We start from the raw sequence: 17,111 nt of genomic DNA, 5'->3' as shown, positions 1-17,111 counted from the left end.
TCGGGATTTGCTACGGTTCATTCGGAAACAACGGTGGCTGCCTCTGTCACCTGTTCGGGCGACAGAAAGTAGGCATAAGCCATCTCGATCGTGTTGAGTTCGGGCAGGGACACGGCCAGCAACTTCGTCGCGCACAGGTACAGTGCGACCGGCCCGATCAGCGCGACAGCACCGATTTGAAACACCGAGCGCGCCCCCATTTGCAACGAAATCAAGGTGGTCGCGATTGCGGTGGAGATCAGAAAGCCGAACGGCACCATCGTCAGCGCGTAAAGCGTCATGATGCCGAACAGGGTCAGGGCGCGCATCCATTCGGCGCGGATCATGCCGACGCTGGGTTCTGCCACCGTTCCGGCGCGGATCAGCAGCAGCGCGCCGGCACACATCACCGCCATCAACGCCAGCACGATGCCGGGAAACAGACTGGGGGCAATGGCAGACAGGGCGCGGCCGAACAGCACCTTGGGCGCCGCAACCAAGTATGGCATGAAGATCAGCGAAAGCACGGACACGACCAGCAAGGTGATAAGCGTCAGTGTTTCTGGTGAGCGGAGCGCGGAGTTGCGGGCCATTGTGAATCTCCCATTCTGGCGGGTGCTTGGGGTGGATGGGTCGGATGGCACGTGCGCTAGGTCCAATGAGGGGGTCTTCATGCGAGAGCCTTTCCTTTGGTGCGGATACAGGTATCGAAAAGCGCCAGCAGATCGGGCGCCAACCGGACGCGGCGGCGGGCGACCTCGGCTTCTGAGGCGGCGCGCCATGCGGCGTGTTCGGTTGCGGAGAGTTCGATCAATCGGGCGCCGGCCTCAGTCAGGGTCCGGGCGCTGGCCTGGTCGGCCTCAAGTGCCAGTTTGCGCTGCTGTTCGTTAGCCTCGGCAACCGCCCGCGCGACGGCGGCGCGGATCTCATGCGGCCAGGACGCCAGCACATCCGTGTTGAACAGCACCAGCGCGATTCCCATCAGATGCCCGGTGAGGGTGATCACCGGCAGCGCCGTGTGCAGATCAAAATTATAGGTGTTGGTCAGCGGGTTCTCCTGCGCGTCAACCTCTTTGTTGACGACGGCGGCATGCAGATCCCGGGCATCGATGACCCGCGGCGTAAAGCCAAGGGCGCGGAACACTCCCTGGTGTTCGTCGTTCGGCAAAGTGCGCAACACCAGCCCGGTGCAATCCGAAGGGGCCCGCAGGGGATGCTCGGCGGTCGCAATGTGGCGTAGCCCGTTGTCCCAGACCCCAAGCAGGGTCAGGCCGGTGTTGGCCGCGACATCCTGGGCAAAGCGCTGACCGAGGGCACCATCGAGTTGCGCAAGGGCGCGGTCGCGGTCCGGCGCGGCGAAGGGCATGTCAAACAGCGATAGGCAGGGCACCCGTTCGGCAAGATAGCTGGACGAGATATAGCATCCGTCGATCTCGCCGCGTTCGGTCAGCGTGGGCAGATCTGCGGTCTTGTGGCCATCCTCGCCCAGATTTGCCCGCACAGTCACGGTCACCCTGTCGCCAAGTCGCCGCAGGATGGCATCGCGCAACAGAAAAAGCGCGCGGGTGTGAACGGAACCGGGGCCCTGATACCCGCCGAGAGTGAGGCGCAACGGGGCACTCATGACGTGTACCTGCTGCAAGCGCGGGCCAAGGCAAGACTATGCCGCGAAATGCAGGTCTGTGACTGTCTGAACAACATGGTCTCCTCCCCTGTCGTTGACGGCGCTCTCCCTGCGCCGGTATGTCGTGGTCTATGGCAAAAGGTCAGCCTGCTCCTCTGCAAAGGCGGTCTGGCCCGAGATCTGCAGCGCCACCCAGACAAGACCAGGCAGGCAGACGAAGGTCAGAAGCGTCGAGACGACGACGGCTCCGGCCACCTGCCGCGCGTTGTGCTGAAAGCGTTCGGCCAACACGTAGTTGACGATGGCCGTGGGCATAGAGGCCAGAAGAAACACCGTTCCCGCCGCCAGCCCGTCCAGCCCCAACACAGTGATCGCCAGCCCCGCCGAGATCAGCCCCAGCGATAGCCGCGCCAGCGCCATCAGAACCGCAGGCTTGAGGTCCGCAACCTGCAGGGTGGCCAGCGAAGCGCCTAAGAGCATCAGCATAGCAGGTATCATCATGCCGCCCAGCATCGCGGTTGTCGTCATCACGATTTTCGGCACCGGCAGGCCGGTCCATGTCACTACCAGCACTGCCGCCACCGCATAGAGCAAGGGCTGGCGCGCTAGCACGGAAAACCGAAGGCTCCCCGCATAGAACGACAGGCCGAGCGAATGCTGCACCAGCGCGATCACAAAAAAATATGCCACCCCCAGCTGCAATCCCTCTGGCCCGAAGGCCAGAAGCACCAGCGGCAGGCCGAGATTGCCCGAATTGGGCAGCATCAACGCGGGCAGAAAGCTGCGTACCGGCGCGCCAAAGAGCCGCAGCCCCAGGAGCCCGAACCCTCCAGCTACTGCGGTACAGAACAGAGCAGCCCCGGCCATGGTCTTGATCGTATCCGGCGAAACCTGAAGCGAGGTCAGCGTGTGAAAGATCAGCGCCGGGGTGGCGACAAGTATGACCACCGTCGAAAGCGTGCGCGTTTCCAGCCCGACCTTGGACCGCCCGAAGAGATAACCGATCAGGACGATCACGATGATCGGCCCGAGTATGTCGGCCATCTGCGTCAGCATGAGGCGGTGTCTTTGTCATGGGGGCGGGACGAAACATGCATCGCGACTCAGACCGCTTCGCCGTTCAAGGTCCAGTTTTCGACCACTTCGGTACCCGATTCCTGAAGCATCTTGGACACCGCACAATAGTCGCGCAGAACCCGTGTCACCTCGATCGCGCCTTCGCGGGGGCCTTCGAAATCGGCCTTGATGTTCAGCGTCACCGACGGGAAGGGCACGTCGATCGGGTTGATCAGGCGGGTGCCGTGGCTGTCCATGGTCACGTTGATCCCGATATCCATCGACGTGAACGTGACGCCATTGGCAGCGGCCAGCTTGTTCGAGATGACATGCGTGCAGCCCACCAGGCCTATGAAAACGAACTCCACGGGCATCGGGCCTTCATCCGTACCGCCACGCAGGACCGGCTCGTCGATCACGACGCTTTTGCCGCGCGCCTCCGCCACCGATTGCGTGCTGGTCTTGTGCTGCCCGTTGACGTTGAATTTCCAGATCGGCTTTTCTTTGACTGTCGACATTTTCGGTCCTTTAACGGTTATCAGATCATGCGAGGGGAAGAGTGCAAAATGCAGGTTCGGCGTCAAAAACGATGCAACCTACTGATATCTTGCCGGTCCCTCCCAGAAAATCGGCTTTGGTGCAAAAAGAATGCATTCAATTCGTCTTCAGTGGAAATGGCGTTTACTCCTAGATGCCTTCAGAAATGTTGATAGGTCAGGACTGGCGCGGATATCAAGTTTTCAGTCTGAGAGCATCAACATACATCGTTTGTTTGAATGGCGGCGCAGTCGCTAGTGTCATCCGGAACCCGTTTGATCCGTGCCCGCGCAGGAAGTCGACGGCGATATACACGAAACCAGAATGGGAGAACTCCATGACCGACGCCGCTGAAACATTCACCATTGCCATTGCGGGCTTCGGCTGGTGGGGCAAGCATATTGCCACCCGCCTGCATAGACATCCCTGGATCAAGGTGGCGGGAATCATCGAACCGGCCACTGCCAATCACGCCGGGATCGCCGATATGGGCCTGACCGCTTGGACGGATTTCGACGCCCCGCTGGCGCTGGACGAGGTCGATGCGATTGTGCTGACCACGCCGAACCCCCTGCACGAGGAACAGATCGCCAAGGTCGCCGCGGCGGGCAAGCACGTGTTCTGCGAAAAGCCGTTGGGTCTGACCGCGGACAGCGCCCGCCGCTCGGTGAAGGCCTGCGAGGAGGCGGGCGTGCAGCTGGGCATTGGCCACGAACGCCGGTTCGAACCCGCCATGCTGGCCCTGCGCGAAGCACTGGACAGCGGCGCCCTGGGCACCGTGATGCATGCGGAAGCCGCCTTCAGCCACGACAAGCTGATCAACGTGCCTGCCAATGACTGGCGTACGCGCAAGGAGGTGTCGCCCGCCGCCGGGATGACCGCGATGGGCATTCACCTCAGCGACCTGCTGATCTCGTTCTTCGGGCCGATCGAGACGCTGCACGCCTTTACCGCAGACCGCTCGCTTGGCTGGGAAACCGGCGACGTGGTGACCGTTCAGATGAAGTTCGAGGCCGGGATGACCGCCACTTTCAGTGCGGTTCTGCACACGCCGCATTTCATCCGTATGCATGTCTTTGGCACCGATAAATGGGTCGAAGTGCTGAACGACAGCCACCCCGACACACCCGACGGAATCGTGCGCGTACTGACCGCAGAGACCAGCAAGCCGGTGAATCAGACAGACTACAACTGGGAAGATGCGGTGACCGCCAATCTCGAAGCCTTTGCCAAGGCGGCGAAGGGCCAGGCACGTTATCCGTTCACCACCGAGGAAATGGTCCACAACATCCAGGTGCTTGAAGCCATCGCGCGTTCGGCCGAAACTGGGCAATCGGTGATGCTGGCGGAGATCTGACCAAGCATCCGATCGGGTATAAGATCGGCCTTTAAACGCAATGCGCCGCGCGCCCCCTTAACCGGGACCCGCGGCGATTTTGTCGCAAAGACGCAGACCGGGTCAGGTCCCCTGATAACCCGGCTCCAGCCCGAGAGTGTCCAGCACCGCCACGTTGAAATTCACGGGGCTGTCGACGTTGATGATATGCTTGGCCCCCGGCACCACGGCCAGTTCCGATCCGGGGCAGGCCTCGGACATTGCGCGCATCGCCTCTGGCGGCGCGGCCATGTCGTTTTCACCGGCGATAAACAGCGTCGGCACCTTCATTCCGCCCAAATGACGCAGGTAGTCCAGCCCCATCAGAGCATGCGCGCCGCCGCGATAGCCGTCTTCGGTGGTCTTCAGGAAACCTGCGCGCAGGTCCGCTTCTTTTTCGGGGTGATCGCGGCGGGTGTCTTCGCCCAGCCACATGCCAAGGGTGTTGTTCCAGATCTCCTCGATTCCGCCTTTTTCCAGCATCGCCAGACGGTTGTGCCAGTTCTGAATGAAAGGCTCCGGCGCATCGGCGCGAGCGGCGCAACAGATCAGACGGTCGATTCGGTCGGGCGCCGTCAGCGCCAGGCCCAACCCAGTCATCCCGCCCATCGACAGGCCCATGACAGTCGCGGTTTCGACGTTGCGCCGGTCCAGCACGGCCAGGGCGTCGCCCACGAGATCGTCAAATGAATAGGGCGGCGGCGGTGTCGGGCTATCGCCGTGGCCGCGCGTGTCGCAGCGGATCACGCGGTAATGTGACGACAGCAGCGGCATCTGCGGATCCCACATTGACTGCGTGGCACCAAAGCTGTTCAGCAACAACAGGACAGGCGCAGAGTCGCGCCCCGAAACGGTCGAATGAAGTGTTACATCGGTCATGCGTATCCAGACTTTCTGAGAATGCGACGCCAACCGGCGGGCCGACGCGGGGGACATTGTCGTCAGGATAGGTCCGCGAGAGCATGTAACGAAAGTAATATATGATCGCGGCAGGTATCGGAAAAGTTAATAGCCGGACGTCGTGGCTGGACCTGCCTATGGCCGGCTTGTCGGATCCATTTCCAAGGCCGAGTTCAGCTCTTCCTGAAGGACGTCGGCAAAGGCCTGTGCCGCGGGGTTGAGCGGGCGCTGGCGCGTCTCGATCCGCATGTAGTCCACGTAAAGCGGCGGGTCGGCCAGCGGCACGATCCTGCGGCGCCGGCCATCAAGGTCAGGCAGACAGAGGATGCCGGGCAGGATCGTCGCCCAGTCCGAATTCGCCACCAGGTCCAGCGTGCCGTGCATGGTGTCCAGTTCCAGCAGCTCGGCGACCTCGATCTGGTTCACGTTCAGGTAGTTCTCGATCCGGTTGCGCCGGGCATTGCCCGGCCCCGGCACCGCCAACCGCAAGGGCGCCATTTCGCGCAACCGCAGGCCGTCCTCGACCAGCGGCAACTCCCGGCCCGCCTTGCAGACCAAGCATTCGCGGTCCTCGCCCATGTTCCGCGACAGCAGCACCTCGTCGACGTCAAAGGACGCGGGCACCACGCCGAAATCCAGCCGCCCCTCGGCCACACCCTGGGCCAGCACGCCGGAATACGCCTCCGAAATCGACACCCGGACCTCCGGATATTCCCGCGCGACGCGTAGCAGCACGGGCGTCAGAACGGCGCGGGTGAAGGTCGGCATCAGCCCCACATGCACATGGCCCACCACCGCGCCAGAGAGACTTTGCAACCGGTCTTCCGCATGGCGCGCGGCGGCCAGCACCTTCACGGCTTCCGCGTAGAAAGCGCGCCCGGTTTCTGTCGGGGTGACGCCGGAGGAGCTGCGCAGGAACAGCATGACGTCATAGCGTTTCTCGATCTGGCTGACATGCATTGACAGCCCGGATTGCGTGGCGTTGACCTTGTCCGCCGCGGCCGAGAACGACCCCTGCTCATAGACCGCAGCGAAATATCGCAGTTGTTGCAGCTTCATGTGGCTATCCGTTTCCGTTGTAGAAGTTATCCAATATTATTAGTGGTTGTGAAAGGGTCCGGAGACTTATTCTGCCGTCAAACGGATAAATCGAAGGACACCGCCATGACTGTGACGAGCGGCCCAACAATTACGCCCCCCTGGAACTCAGACTTGGCTTGCGTCCAATGAGGCCCCTGCCCCGCCTTATGGTCGCGCCCAACGGCGCGAGACGCGGCAAGGCCGATCATCCGGCACTCCCCGTTACCGATGACGAGCTTGTCGAAACCGCGCGTGCCTGCTGGCAAGTCGGCGCCGACGGACTTCACATGCATATCCGCGACGGCGCTGGTCGACACCTGCTGGATGCGGGCCGCTATGCCGCGCTGCTGGACCGGTTGGCCGCGCAGGTACCGGGTATGTATCTTCAGGTCACATCCGAGGCCGCAGGACGGTACGAGGCCGAGGAACAGCGAGCGATGATGCGCGCTCTAAAACCGACGTATGTGTCGGTCGGACTGCGTGAAATGGTGCGCCGTCCGGATGATTGGCCAGCGGCGCGGGATTTCTATCTTTGGGCCGCGGACACTGGGATAGAGATCCAGCACATCCTCTATTCACCGCACGAGGTACGCGCGTTCGCCGATGCCTGTGCGTCCGGGCTGATCCCTGGCTTGTCCCACCTTCTGCAGTTCGTGCAGGGCAGTTATGCCAACGGATCCCGCGACAGCGTCGATCTCGAAGACTATCTGGCGCCGCTGGACCGGGCCGAGGGTCTGACCTTCGACTGGATGTCCTGTGCCTTTGGCGCGGATGAAACCAACAGTCTTGTCCGCGCCGCGAAACTGGGCGGCAAGGCGCGGGTCGGGTTCGAAAACTCACTGCACCACAGGGACGGCACCATCGCCGCCGACAATGCCGCGCGTGTGCGCGAGGTCGAGGCCGCGATCCGCAACGTCTCGGGTGCGTCTGATCGCGTGGACGTGGCCTGAGGTTTGCGACCCGGTGCCCGGGGCAGGCCGCGTGTGTCGCGTCGCCCCTGCGCACAGCTTCATTGTGAACCACGCGCAGGACGAATGCCTCCATGTCACAGTTTGCCCTACCCGTCCTTTCGGTGATCGTGCGCAGGTTCCGGCAGGAATACTCCGGCGACATCGAAAGCGCGATAAGAGATATCCAGAAGACCCTGGCCGATCAGCCGGGGTTCATCGGGCTGCAAAACCGGATCACGCGAAAAAGCGATGGCTGCGAGCTGGTGACGGTGTTCACCTTCGACACGCAGGAAAACCTAGAAAGATGGGAGAGTTCACCGGTCCGCCATAGCTATGCCAAGGATCTTGACCGACTTTCCCAAGACGCCGCGACCAACACCCCGTTCGGCAACCTGGCACTGCTGGTCTCAACCAACGCGCGGATCACCAAGGAGGAGACCGTGGTCATTCTGATCGCGTGGATTCTGGTTCTGGGGCAGGTGCTGGGCCCGGCAGTCAATCTCCTGCTTCCCGAAAGCGTTGAACCCTTCTGGCGAAACACGTTGATGACCGCGATCATTGTCACGCTTATAAGTTACGTTCTCTTGCCCGCCTCCAGCTTGTTCCTGACCCGGCTCAAGGCACGGCTGCCTGGCGCGCGTCGGGGGTGAGTGGCGCCACTATCACTGCTTGAGGAGCTGCCGCAACACGTCGGTAAAGGTGTCGACCTGGTCTTGCGAAAAATTGGCAAAGGTTTCATCGGCATGAGCCTCGGCGAGGCTCCAGCACTGGGTCGCCTTGGCCTGGCCTTCCTCGGTCAGGACATAGCCGCCATCCCCGCGCATCACGAGGTCCCGGTCGCCGAGGTTCGAAAGCGCGGCGCGCGCCTCGCCGATCTGGGTGTGCAGGTGGACCACCAGTTCCTCGATGTCAAGGCCCGATAGATCGTTCAGCACCAGCAGGATACGCGCTTCGATCAGGTTCAGGCCCAGCGTCTCCAACTTGGGGTAGTAGCGGTCCTGGTAGGCGCGTACCGCGCGCAGCATCAGGAAGAAGGCATGGTTGCCCATCCGGCCCTGATCGGCATCTGGATGCACGTCCTCGCCGGGCTTCGAAAGCGTACCCGGGTGATTGAAAACCATGGCATAAGAACCCTGGTGGAAACACAAAGGCGCGCGCCCGAAATCGTCGAAGGCGACAACCCGGCCGACAAAGATCCAATGATCGCCGCCGTCGAGCTTTTCATAGGCCTCGCACTGGAAGCGTCCCGCGCAACCGGGAAAGATCGGCGCGCCGCCGATCCCTTCGTCGAACTCGATCCCGGCGAACTTGTCCTCCTGCTGGCGGGCGAAGTGGTTCGACATCTCCATCTGGTCGGACGCGAGGATATTGACCGCGAAATGGGTGGCCTCTTCGAACACGGCGCAGCTGCGCGCGGTCTTCATGCTGCTCCACAGGATCAGCGGCGGGTCCATCGACAGCGAATTGAAACTGCTGGCGGTAACGCCGACGGTGGTGCCGTCGGGTGCCCGGGCGGTGATGATCGTCACCCCGGTTGCAAAGTTGCCAAGCGCCCGGCGGAAAGCCTTGGGATCGATTTCGGCTTGTTTCATCATCGTCGTCATCGTAGATCTCCCGGTTCGAGGGTGGGACTGCGACGCGGCCTCAGGCGGCAGCGGCGGCAGGCTCCGACTTGGTGGCCTCGGTCAGAAGCGGCATGACCTTTTCGGCCATCAGCACCATACCCTTGCGACCCAGATCGTAGTCGGCCCAGTCGTGGCCCGCATAAACCAGGTGCTTGAACGGCCCGGTCGCTTCGCGCAGGGCAAGGATTTGGTCGGCGACAGAGCTGGGATCACCGTGGATCACCAGCCGGTCGAGCACATAGTCCAGCGTGACCTCGTCGTCGTCCATGTTCTGATCTTCCTTGAACAGGTTCAGACGGCCCCCGGCGCGCAGCTTGGTCAGAAGCTGAGAGTAATAGAGCACATAGGGCGAGCCCGGATCGCGGGCATAGGCGCGCGCGGTTTCCATGTCGTCGGCGACGCAGATATTCTTGGCAACCCGCCAGTTGGCGTAATCGGGTGTGAGGCCAGCATTTTCGCAACCCTCGACATATTTCGGCCAATGGGTCGCGGCCCATTTCGGCAGAAGGAAGTTGGCGGAAATCGGTTGCCAGCCCCGTTCGGCCATCGCCGTCACACCCTTGGAAAACGGCGCGACGACAGTGCCGATGATCGGCGGATGCGGATCCTGATAGGGCTTCATGATGTCGCCCTGCCCGATCTCTCGCATCATTGTGTTTTCGGTGGAAACCTCCCAGAAGTCGCCCTTGAGATTGTAGGGTGCCTCACCGGCCCAGATATCCAGCACCATGTTAATGCATTCGACGAACATCGCGTTGCGGTCGTTGTCGAGATTGCCGAACACCTCCGCATCCGACATCAGGCCGCCGGGGGAAATCCCAAAGTTCAAACGCCCTTCCAGCATGTGATCGAGCATCGCCACTTCCGCCGCCACTCGTGCCGGGTGCGAATTGGGCATGTTCACCGTGCCGGTGCCGAGCCGGATATTCTTGGTCTCGTAGGCGATGCTGGCGAGGAAGGCGACACATGAGGTGATGATCTCGGCCTGATCGGTGGTGTGCTCGCCGCAATAGGCCTCGGCATAGCCCAGTTTGTCGGCCAAGATAAACGCCTCACGGTCTTCAGCAAGGCTTTTGGCAAAGGGTTTGCCCAGCGGGTGGATCGGCATCGTGAAAAACGAAAGCTTCATGAGGGTGCTCCTTGAACTCCCGAATAATGTGGAGCAGTGGGGACAGCTAAAAAACTGAAACTTTCTGATGATCTCTATCGCATTACCTGATGGGACTTTGTTTCCGGGAGCGCCGCGCGCCGCATCACAGACGATCCGTTTATGCACAGCGACAAGCCAGGCAGGGGTATCTATCCTTCCTGGACCAAAGTGGCGCAGCCGGAAAGAGATCAGTTCGACTTCTTTATCGGTAAAAAGGTCATCGAATGCATTTTTGGAGAGGGCTGGAACGTGACGAGCGCGGATAAACGCGTTCTGCGCCCGGTGTCGCTCTCGCAGCCCCGTCACCTCTGCTATGCTGCAACCCGTGCCAGCCAGCATGCGCCAGACAAGGCCCAGGTCTGGGTTGCGGTTAGACCCGCGCTTCATCCGCTCGGCCATCGCATCCAAGACCTCAGGCGGCAGCGGGTCGCGCATGTCCGCTTCGTTGACCGTCTCCGCCTTGTTCGACGGTGTCACCGACAGGCCCTCGAACCGGTTCGCAGCCTTACCCTTCAGGTCGAACTCACGAATGCCCATAGAGACCACAGCCCGCACGAGGTACAACTCGCGAAGCACCGTAGCAGGCTTCAGCGTTCCGCCTCCGTTGCGGGAATTGCTGAGCATGAAGTCCCTCAACACCCTGCCGTCCTTCCGCTTCAAATCAACCAACGCGAGGGAGGATAGGTCGCCCAGCGCAGCCTTCACCCGCTTGAAGACCCTGCTCAGATGGACCGTTCCGGCTTCGTTCCCGGGGCCGCTCAGGCACCTATCATGGTAGAGGTTCACGCCACCCTGAAGGGTGACTTCCGGCGTCGGCACTGACGGGTTCAGCATCGCACGGACCAGCACAGGGTTGCGACCCACAGCCGCCAGAGATTCAGCGATGGTCTCTCGCCGTCCGGGGTCGATTTCTACGCCGACATACTCATCGAATGCGTCATTAAGCCCGGTGGTCTCCGCTTCGATCCTGTCTGCTTCGGCAACCGCCTCCAGCCATTTCTCACGCGGCGTCTGCAACGTGGTGCCCGTGGCCATTGCTTCGGCCTACGAGACCAGCTTCTCGATCAGCCGCATCAGGTATTCGTGTTAACGGAGCAGCGCCGCGCCGCCACGGGCCTTTAGGTGTTCCCGAAAGAACTCCTTCTTCAAGATGCTCCGGAGATGCTTGGGGAATCGGCGGCAATACCGCTTCCGACCACCGCTCCCTAGCATCCACGTATTTCAGTCCAATTGTCATCGCCATAGCCCAGGGTGTCCCGGTTGTGACCGGAAAGAGCCCCAAAGCACAGTCTAAGCGCCTGAAATGCAATGAAATAACGGCATTCAACAGGTGAATTGGTACCCCAAAACGGAGCCAACCCATTGTTTTAAAAAATATTTCCTCGTTCTATATTGCATTTATCCCCCTAAAAATTGGGCCTTTTCTGTCCGGTGTTGTCTTGCCCTGTCCGTCCGCATCCACTAACTTAGGGTGGATATTTAGGGGGATATAAATTGCGGGCGACCAACAGGCTTTCTTCGCAATTCCTGAAAACCGCGCCNGTTTTAAAAAATATTTCCTCGTTCTATATTGCATTTATCCCCCTAAAAATTGGGCCTTTTCTGTCCGGTGTTGTCTTGCCCTGTCCGTCCGCATCCACTAACTTAGGGTGGATATTTAGGGGGATATAAATTGCGGGCGACCAACAGGCTTTCTTCGCAATTCCTGAAAACCGCGCCGGTGGGTAAGCATTGTGACGGCGCCGGGCTTTGGCTGGTGAAGCGCGACGATGGCGGGGCGCAATGGGTGCTGCGTGTGACCGTTCATGGCAGGCGCCGGGAAATGGGGCTGGGCGGTTTTCCTTCGCTCGGACTTGCCGACGCCCGCAAGGTGGGTGAACGGTGGCGCAAACTGGCGGCGGCGGGCCGTGACCCCATCAAAGAACGTGAAGCTGAGGAACGGGCCGCAAGGCGCGAGGACATATCGCTGGAAATCCTGACGGCCGATGCGTTCGACGCCCGAAAAGCGGAATTGAAGTGCGATGGTACGGCGGGCCGGTGGCTTTCGCCTCTTACTCTTCACGTCCTGCCAAAGCTGGGCAAGGTGCCGGTGACTGACCTCGACCAGCGCGACATTCGCGACACGCTGGCCCCCATCTGGCACACTAAAGCAGATACGGCACGAAAGGCATTGAACAGGCTTTCCATCGTGCTGCGACATGCGGCGGCGCTAGGCTTGGATGTGGATTTGCAGGCGACCGACAAGGCCAAAGCGCTTCTGGGCAAAACACGTCACACGCCCAGGAACATTCCGGCAATGGCCTGGGCGGATGTGCCAGACTTCTATGCCAGTATCGAAGAACCGACCCTGACCCATCTTGCCATGCGCCTGCTCATTCTGACCGGCGTCCGGTCTGGGCCGCTGCGCAACATCCGTCTGGACCAGATAGATGTCAACGTTTGGACGGTGCCAGCCGCCGCGATGAAGGGCCGCAAGGGTGCAACCGTAGCATTCCGAGTGCCCCTGTCAGAAGAAGCCCTGCGAGTTATTGACCTTGCGCGCCCGCACGCACGAAACGGCTTTCTGTTTCCCAACACCCGTAAAGGCGTGATCAGCGACATGACACTTTCGCGGATGATGGAGCGGCGCGGGCTGGAAGCACGCCCGCACGGGTTTCGCACAAGCCTGCGAACGTGGCTGGCCGAATCAACCGATGCCCCGCACGAAGTGGCCGAAGCGATGCTAGCGCATGTGGTGGATGGCGGCGTGGTGCGCGCCTATCGCCGCACTGATTATCTTGAACAACGTGCCAAGTTGGTCGACCGCTGGGCCAACCATGTGACCGGCGGTGCTGGTCAGGTGGTGAAGTTGGCTGGCGCTTTAAAGTGACAAGTCTAGAGATTAAGGCTCAGGCGTGCGCGTTTGCCAGAGAGATTTTGACAAGCGATGCCCTGAAAAATGACTTTAAAACCAGTGTCGAAAAAGAAAGTCACGAAGCTTCCTTTGACCGCGTGGCGACTGCTTTAGAGCAATACCTTTGCAACCCAGACACTAACGACTTTGACGTTGGGGTACGTGTGGCATCCCGTATGTTCAGAGACGGTAAAAGCCTTCCTGGTTGGTTGGCCAAATTTGCAGCGGATGTTCTAGAGGGAAAGAGGGTGCGACCCACCAAGCGCGGGCCAGACAGATATGCGTATTGGGAGCGAGATTATACTCTTTGCAAAGCGGTTTCCCAAGTTTCTACCCGGTTTGGCCTACCCGAATACACGGAAAATGAACTATCCCGTAAAGTCACTGCGGCTGAAATCGTGGCCGAGGTGGCCGGTGTATCCATAAATGTTGTGACCCACGCCGTGAAGAAATTTAGGGACATAATAATCCGCTAAACATCGCCCCAAGATAGCCAAGGCCGATTCGGGCAGCATCGCACCATCCAAACCACGAAAGGATGGTGCGATATGCAAACCTATCTCACGTTGAGCGAATTGCGCGCCAAGCTGGGCAATCGCTCACGCAGCGCAATTTATGCCGACCTCGCCGCTGGCCGTTTGCCCCAGCCGCTCAAACTCGGGGGCCGTATTTACTGGGCCGAAGGCGACATTGACGCCCATTTGCGCAACCTGCGCCACAAGGCCGCGTGATATGAGCGACGGAAACGAAGTGACCCGGAACCTGTTGGCGCAGGAACCGGGTCGGGAAAATCGCCATGCGACTGCGGCGGGTATCTCGAAAATAGCACAACTTAAGGCCAAGCGCCATAATTCCGGAACGCTTTATAGCGTCACACGTGGCACAGGCGACGCCTTCTGCATTGCCGTTTCGGGCCGCGACCGCTGGGCCTCGAAGAACTGCGCAAGGCCGGGGCCATGGGCTGCACGCCCATCGACAACCCGGCACCGCGCTGGAGCGCCTATGTGGTCATCCTGCGCGACCTTGGCGTTGAAATCGAGACTATTTCCGAACCAAATGAAGGCGACTTTCCGGGGCATCATGGGCGTTACGTTTTGCGCTCGGGAATTGCCCACGATTGGAAAGGGGGTGCGGCATGAACCGGTTGCAGATCTTCTACCTGCGTCGCCTTCACGGTCTGACCGAAGCGCAGGCCAACGCGCTGGCCGCTCTTGTCTGGGGGTGGGCCAATGAGTGATGCACGCGACCTGACATGCGCGCTGGGCGGCAAGTGGCATCGTCGTTATGGGGTGGCGCCTTGCCCCGCGTGCCAGCCGCAGCGAAAAAAGGGCCAGAACGCTTTGACCCTGGCCGACGGACGCACCGGGCGGCTAGTGCTGGACTGCAAGAAAAGCGGCTGCGCCTTTCTCGACATTCTGGCGGCGGCGGGACTGCGCTCAGGGGACTACACGCCCCCGGACATGGCGACGCTGAACCAGCGCGCAGCCGAACAGCAGGCCGGCGCCCAGCGGCGGGCGTTGCAGGCGTCCTGCCTCTGGGCAGACGCGCAGCCCATCGCGGGCACGCTGGCGGAAACCTATCTGCGCAAGGCTCGGGGCATCACATGCCCCTTGCCGGACACGCTGCGCTTCCATCCCGACTGTTGGCACGGGCCGACCGCGAAACGGCATCCGGCGCTTGTGGCGCTGGTGGAGGGCGGCGACAGCTTTGCGGTGCATCGCACCTACCTGCGCAGCGATGGCATGGGCAAGGCCGCGACTGACCCCACCAAGCTGATGCTGGGCGGTACCGCTGGCGGCGCTGTGCGGCTCTCTGATGGCACAGGGCCGCTTGTGGTGGCGGAGGGTATAGAGACCGCGCTTTCGCTTGCCTCTGGCCTTCTGCGCGCGCCTGCAACGGTCTGGGCCGCACTTTCAACATCTGGCCTGCGCGGACTGCGCCTGCCTCGCCACCTTGAGCGGCTGACCATCGCACCGGATGGGGACACGGCAGGCCGTGAAGCTGCAAATGCACTTGCCTCAAGGGCGCATCCGCTGGGTTGGCAGGTATCGCTTTTGCCTGCCCCCGATGGCCGCGACTGGAACGACATTCTGACAATGAAAGGCGGCGCCGCATGATGCACGCGCAGGAAACCCCGTTCACGCCCGAGGGGCCGCAACCGCTGGTGCGTGAAATCGCCCCCGGTGCAGCCTATCCCGTTCACGCACTCGGGCCGCTGCGTGGTGCCGTCGAAGCGGTGCAGGGTATCACGCAAGCGCCGATGGCAATTCCCGCGCAATCGGCGCTGGCAGTGGCAGCATTGGCCGTACAGGGCTTTGCCGATGTGGAAACATTGGGCGGGGTGCGCGCCCTGTCTCTCTACGCGCTTACCATCGCGCGCAGCGGCGAGCGCAAATCCGCCTGCGACGCCCCGCTGATGGCGGCGCTGCGCGACTACGAAAAGGAAATGTCCAAAGCCCAGCGCGACAAAATGGAAAGCTGGCTCAATGCGCAAGCGCTATGGACGGGAGAACGCGACCGCATCCTGTCGGACGCCAAGAAAAGCAAAGGCGAAAAGCACACAGCGGCACAAGCTGACCTTCAAGCGCTGGGGCCGGAACCCAGCGCGCCCCCATCGGCTGACCGGACAGTGACCGAACCGACCTTTGAAGGGCTGACCAAGCTGTTCGCAACAGGCCAGCCCAGCCTTGGCCTTTTCTCGGATGAAGGCGGGCAATTCCTTGGCGGGCACGCCATGAACAGCGAGAATCGGCAAAAGACTCTGGCGGCGTTGAATGACCTTTGGCAGGGAAACCCCATCCGGCGCACACGCTCGGGCGATGGACACGCAACGCTTTATGGGCGACGGCTGGCGGTGCATCTGATGGTGCAACCGACAGTGGCGCGCAGGTTCATGGCTGACCCGTTGGCGGCGGATACGGGCTTCCTGCCCCGCTTTCTGATGTGTGAACCGCCCAGCGCAATCGGCACTCGGATGCAGGCAAACGCGCGGTGCGATGACATTGCATTGGCCAGCTTTGGTGACCGCTTACGCGCCATACTCGACACGCCAATGCCGATGGACCCGGAAGCCCGAGAGTTGCAGCCGCGTGTCCTTGGGCTCGACCCGGACGCCCGCACGCTGCTGGCGGGCTTTGCCGATGCAATCGAGGCGGCACAATCCCCCGGTGGTGGCTTGGCGCACATCACCGGCACCGCCTCAAAAGCGGCGGAACAAGCGGCGCGCATTGCTGGACTGCTGACGCTCTGGGCCGACCTAGATGCGCATACCGTGAAGGCGGCAACGATGGTGGATGCGATTACCTTGGCGCAGTTTTATCTGTCCGAGGCTTCGCGGCTTGCCAGCGCTGCGGCAGTATCGGCGGAAATCGACAAGGCCGAAGCCCTGCGCAGATGGCTTCTGGATAGCTGGCCGCACCTGGACGTCATGGCGCGGGATGTGGTGCAAATGGGGCCTAATGCCCTGCGCGAAACACCAAAGGTACGGGCGGCACTGGCCATCCTCGAAAAGCACGGTTGGCTTGTTCGGCTGGATGCGGGCGCAATGGTGCGCGGGGCCGCGCGGGCCGAGGCGTGGCGCATCGTGAAGAGGTCGGTCGATGTGGTTTGATGCAAGCGCCGCACTGGCCGAACTTGGGGATGGGCGTGAAAACGACGCCCTGCCCCCTGCTACACCTGCTACACCTGCTACGACGCGCGCTCGTGTAGCGGATGTAGCGGAAGTAGCGGAAGTAGCGACGCCCCCAGCCAAGAATTGCGAAGCCAAAGTTTTTCCACATGGCGTTTCGGTTGGGGGCAGTTCCCGCACCTGAGCGGCGTTGTTGCACAAGTCTGACGACGGAGGATTCACTTCGTGAATCTATGGCGTTAGACGCGCGGTATGAGCAAGCCATCTCCCATCCGCTATCGCACGACGAACTGGTCCAGCTACAACGCATCGCT

General features: G+C 61.3%; 17 protein-coding genes. 9 read left to right on the top strand and 8 right to left on the bottom strand.

What is annotated here, in order from left to right; translation table 11 throughout:
• Positions 1–17: 17 nt before the first annotated feature.
• The 4 genes from FOY53_RS13405 to FOY53_RS13390 form a co-directional block, all read right to left on the bottom strand.
• Positions 18–572: a tripartite tricarboxylate transporter TctB family protein gene (locus tag FOY53_RS13405; RefSeq protein ID WP_186766608.1), complete on the bottom strand. Its 555-nt coding sequence runs from the start codon at positions 570–572 to the stop codon at positions 18–20.
• Positions 573–649: 77 nt separating this feature from the next.
• Positions 650–1,603, bottom strand: coding sequence for a TRAP transporter substrate-binding protein (locus FOY53_RS13400; protein WP_146589663.1), 954 nt, complete (start codon positions 1,601–1,603; stop codon positions 650–652).
• A 129-nt stretch (positions 1,604–1,732) separates the two neighbouring features.
• Entirely contained in the window at positions 1,733–2,659 is a 927-nt protein-coding gene (locus FOY53_RS13395; RefSeq protein ID WP_146589661.1) for an AEC family transporter, read from the bottom strand.
• Between the two features lie 47 nt (positions 2,660–2,706).
• Positions 2,707–3,177 carry an OsmC family protein gene (locus FOY53_RS13390; RefSeq protein ID WP_146589659.1) on the bottom strand — a complete coding sequence of 157 codons (471 nt, stop codon included), beginning with the start codon at positions 3,175–3,177 and terminating at the stop codon, positions 2,707–2,709.
• A gap of 356 nt (positions 3,178–3,533) precedes the next feature.
• Between FOY53_RS13390 and FOY53_RS13385 the strand changes: the two genes are divergently transcribed.
• Positions 3,534–4,553 carry a Gfo/Idh/MocA family protein gene (locus FOY53_RS13385; RefSeq protein ID WP_186766607.1) on the top strand — a complete coding sequence of 340 codons (1,020 nt, stop codon included), beginning with the start codon at positions 3,534–3,536 and terminating at the stop codon, positions 4,551–4,553.
• Positions 4,554–4,655: 102 nt separating this feature from the next.
• Here FOY53_RS13385 and FOY53_RS13380 read toward each other — a convergent pair whose 3' ends face one another.
• Complete coding sequence (locus FOY53_RS13380) at positions 4,656–5,450, bottom strand: alpha/beta fold hydrolase (RefSeq protein WP_186766606.1); 795 nt, start codon at positions 5,448–5,450, stop codon at positions 4,656–4,658.
• Positions 5,451–5,606: 156 nt separating this feature from the next.
• Positions 5,607–6,530, bottom strand: coding sequence for a LysR family transcriptional regulator (locus tag FOY53_RS13375; RefSeq protein WP_146589653.1), 924 nt, complete (start codon positions 6,528–6,530; stop codon positions 5,607–5,609).
• 167 nt (positions 6,531–6,697) lie between these two features.
• On the opposite strand from FOY53_RS13375, the gene FOY53_RS13370 reads away from it, so the two are divergent.
• The gene (locus tag FOY53_RS13370; protein WP_146589651.1) at positions 6,698–7,501 is read left to right on the top strand and encodes a beta-keto acid cleavage family enzyme; all 804 of its coding nucleotides are present in this window, start codon (positions 6,698–6,700) and stop codon (positions 7,499–7,501) included.
• 92 nt (positions 7,502–7,593) lie between these two features.
• Complete coding sequence (locus tag FOY53_RS13365; RefSeq protein WP_146589649.1) at positions 7,594–8,151, top strand: putative antibiotic biosynthesis monooxygenase; 558 nt, start codon at positions 7,594–7,596, stop codon at positions 8,149–8,151.
• Between the two features lie 12 nt (positions 8,152–8,163).
• On the opposite strand, the gene FOY53_RS13360 is transcribed toward FOY53_RS13365, so the two are convergent.
• Complete coding sequence (locus FOY53_RS13360; RefSeq protein WP_146589647.1) at positions 8,164–9,105, bottom strand: p-hydroxyphenylacetate 3-hydroxylase reductase component; 942 nt, start codon at positions 9,103–9,105, stop codon at positions 8,164–8,166.
• 40 nt (positions 9,106–9,145) lie between these two features.
• Positions 9,146–11,311 carry an LLM class flavin-dependent oxidoreductase gene (locus tag FOY53_RS23720; protein ID WP_246107394.1) on the bottom strand — a complete coding sequence of 722 codons (2,166 nt, stop codon included), beginning with the start codon at positions 11,309–11,311 and terminating at the stop codon, positions 9,146–9,148.
• A gap of 637 nt (positions 11,312–11,948) precedes the next feature.
• Between FOY53_RS23720 and FOY53_RS13350 the strand changes: the two genes are divergently transcribed.
• The 6 genes from FOY53_RS13350 to FOY53_RS13325 all read left to right on the top strand — a co-directional run bounded on the left by FOY53_RS13350 (position 11,949) and on the right by FOY53_RS13325 (position 16,779).
• Positions 11,949–13,145: a tyrosine-type recombinase/integrase gene (locus FOY53_RS13350; RefSeq protein WP_146589645.1), complete on the top strand. Its 1,197-nt coding sequence runs from the start codon at positions 11,949–11,951 to the stop codon at positions 13,143–13,145.
• A 47-nt stretch (positions 13,146–13,192) separates the two neighbouring features.
• The gene (locus FOY53_RS13345; protein ID WP_146589643.1) at positions 13,193–13,645 is read left to right on the top strand and encodes a hypothetical protein; all 453 of its coding nucleotides are present in this window, start codon (positions 13,193–13,195) and stop codon (positions 13,643–13,645) included.
• 72 nt (positions 13,646–13,717) lie between these two features.
• Positions 13,718–13,900, top strand: coding sequence for a helix-turn-helix transcriptional regulator (locus tag FOY53_RS13340; protein WP_146589641.1), 183 nt, complete (start codon positions 13,718–13,720; stop codon positions 13,898–13,900).
• A gap of 165 nt (positions 13,901–14,065) precedes the next feature.
• Positions 14,066–14,308: a winged helix domain-containing protein gene (locus FOY53_RS23715; protein WP_439332544.1), complete on the top strand. Its 243-nt coding sequence runs from the start codon at positions 14,066–14,068 to the stop codon at positions 14,306–14,308.
• A 90-nt stretch (positions 14,309–14,398) separates the two neighbouring features.
• Positions 14,399–15,286, top strand: a complete 888-nt coding sequence (locus FOY53_RS13330) for a DUF7146 domain-containing protein (protein ID WP_146589639.1) — start codon at positions 14,399–14,401, stop codon at positions 15,284–15,286.
• Positions 15,283–16,779, top strand: coding sequence for a YfjI family protein (locus FOY53_RS13325; protein ID WP_146589637.1), 1,497 nt, complete (start codon positions 15,283–15,285; stop codon positions 16,777–16,779). Before FOY53_RS13330 ends, FOY53_RS13325 begins: the two co-directional genes overlap by 4 nt.
• Positions 16,780–17,111 lie beyond the last annotated feature (332 nt).

The organism is Puniceibacterium confluentis (genome assembly GCF_007923445.1).
GTDB classification, from domain to species: Bacteria; Pseudomonadota; Alphaproteobacteria; order Rhodobacterales; family Rhodobacteraceae; genus Puniceibacterium; species Puniceibacterium confluentis.
This window is presented reverse-complemented; position numbering and strand designations above follow the sequence as displayed.

Coding starts and splice junctions, on each gene's coding strand:
- FOY53_RS13360 (WP_146589647.1), bottom strand. CDS start 9,105: ATGACGACGATGATGAAACAAGCCGAAATCGATCCCAAGGCTTTCCGC.
- FOY53_RS13375 (WP_146589653.1), bottom strand. CDS start 6,530: ATGAAGCTGCAACAACTGCGATATTTCGCTGCGGTCTATGAGCAGGGG.
- FOY53_RS13380 (WP_186766606.1), bottom strand. CDS start 5,450: ATGACCGATGTAACACTTCATTCGACCGTTTCGGGGCGCGACTCTGCG.
- FOY53_RS13405 (WP_186766608.1), bottom strand. CDS start 572: ATGGCCCGCAACTCCGCGCTCCGCTCACCAGAAACACTGACGCTTATC.
- FOY53_RS13370 (WP_146589651.1), top strand. CDS start 6,698: ATGAGGCCCCTGCCCCGCCTTATGGTCGCGCCCAACGGCGCGAGACGC.
- FOY53_RS13330 (WP_146589639.1), top strand. CDS start 14,399: ATGAGTGATGCACGCGACCTGACATGCGCGCTGGGCGGCAAGTGGCAT.
- FOY53_RS13395 (WP_146589661.1), bottom strand. CDS start 2,659: ATGCTGACGCAGATGGCCGACATACTCGGGCCGATCATCGTGATCGTC.
- FOY53_RS13390 (WP_146589659.1), bottom strand. CDS start 3,177: ATGTCGACAGTCAAAGAAAAGCCGATCTGGAAATTCAACGTCAACGGG.
- FOY53_RS13340 (WP_146589641.1), top strand. CDS start 13,718: ATGCAAACCTATCTCACGTTGAGCGAATTGCGCGCCAAGCTGGGCAAT.
- FOY53_RS13385 (WP_186766607.1), top strand. CDS start 3,534: ATGACCGACGCCGCTGAAACATTCACCATTGCCATTGCGGGCTTCGGC.
- FOY53_RS13400 (WP_146589663.1), bottom strand. CDS start 1,603: ATGAGTGCCCCGTTGCGCCTCACTCTCGGCGGGTATCAGGGCCCCGGT.
- FOY53_RS13365 (WP_146589649.1), top strand. CDS start 7,594: ATGTCACAGTTTGCCCTACCCGTCCTTTCGGTGATCGTGCGCAGGTTC.
- FOY53_RS23720 (WP_246107394.1), bottom strand. CDS start 11,311: ATGGCCACGGGCACCACGTTGCAGACGCCGCGTGAGAAATGGCTGGAG.
- FOY53_RS13325 (WP_146589637.1), top strand. CDS start 15,283: ATGATGCACGCGCAGGAAACCCCGTTCACGCCCGAGGGGCCGCAACCG.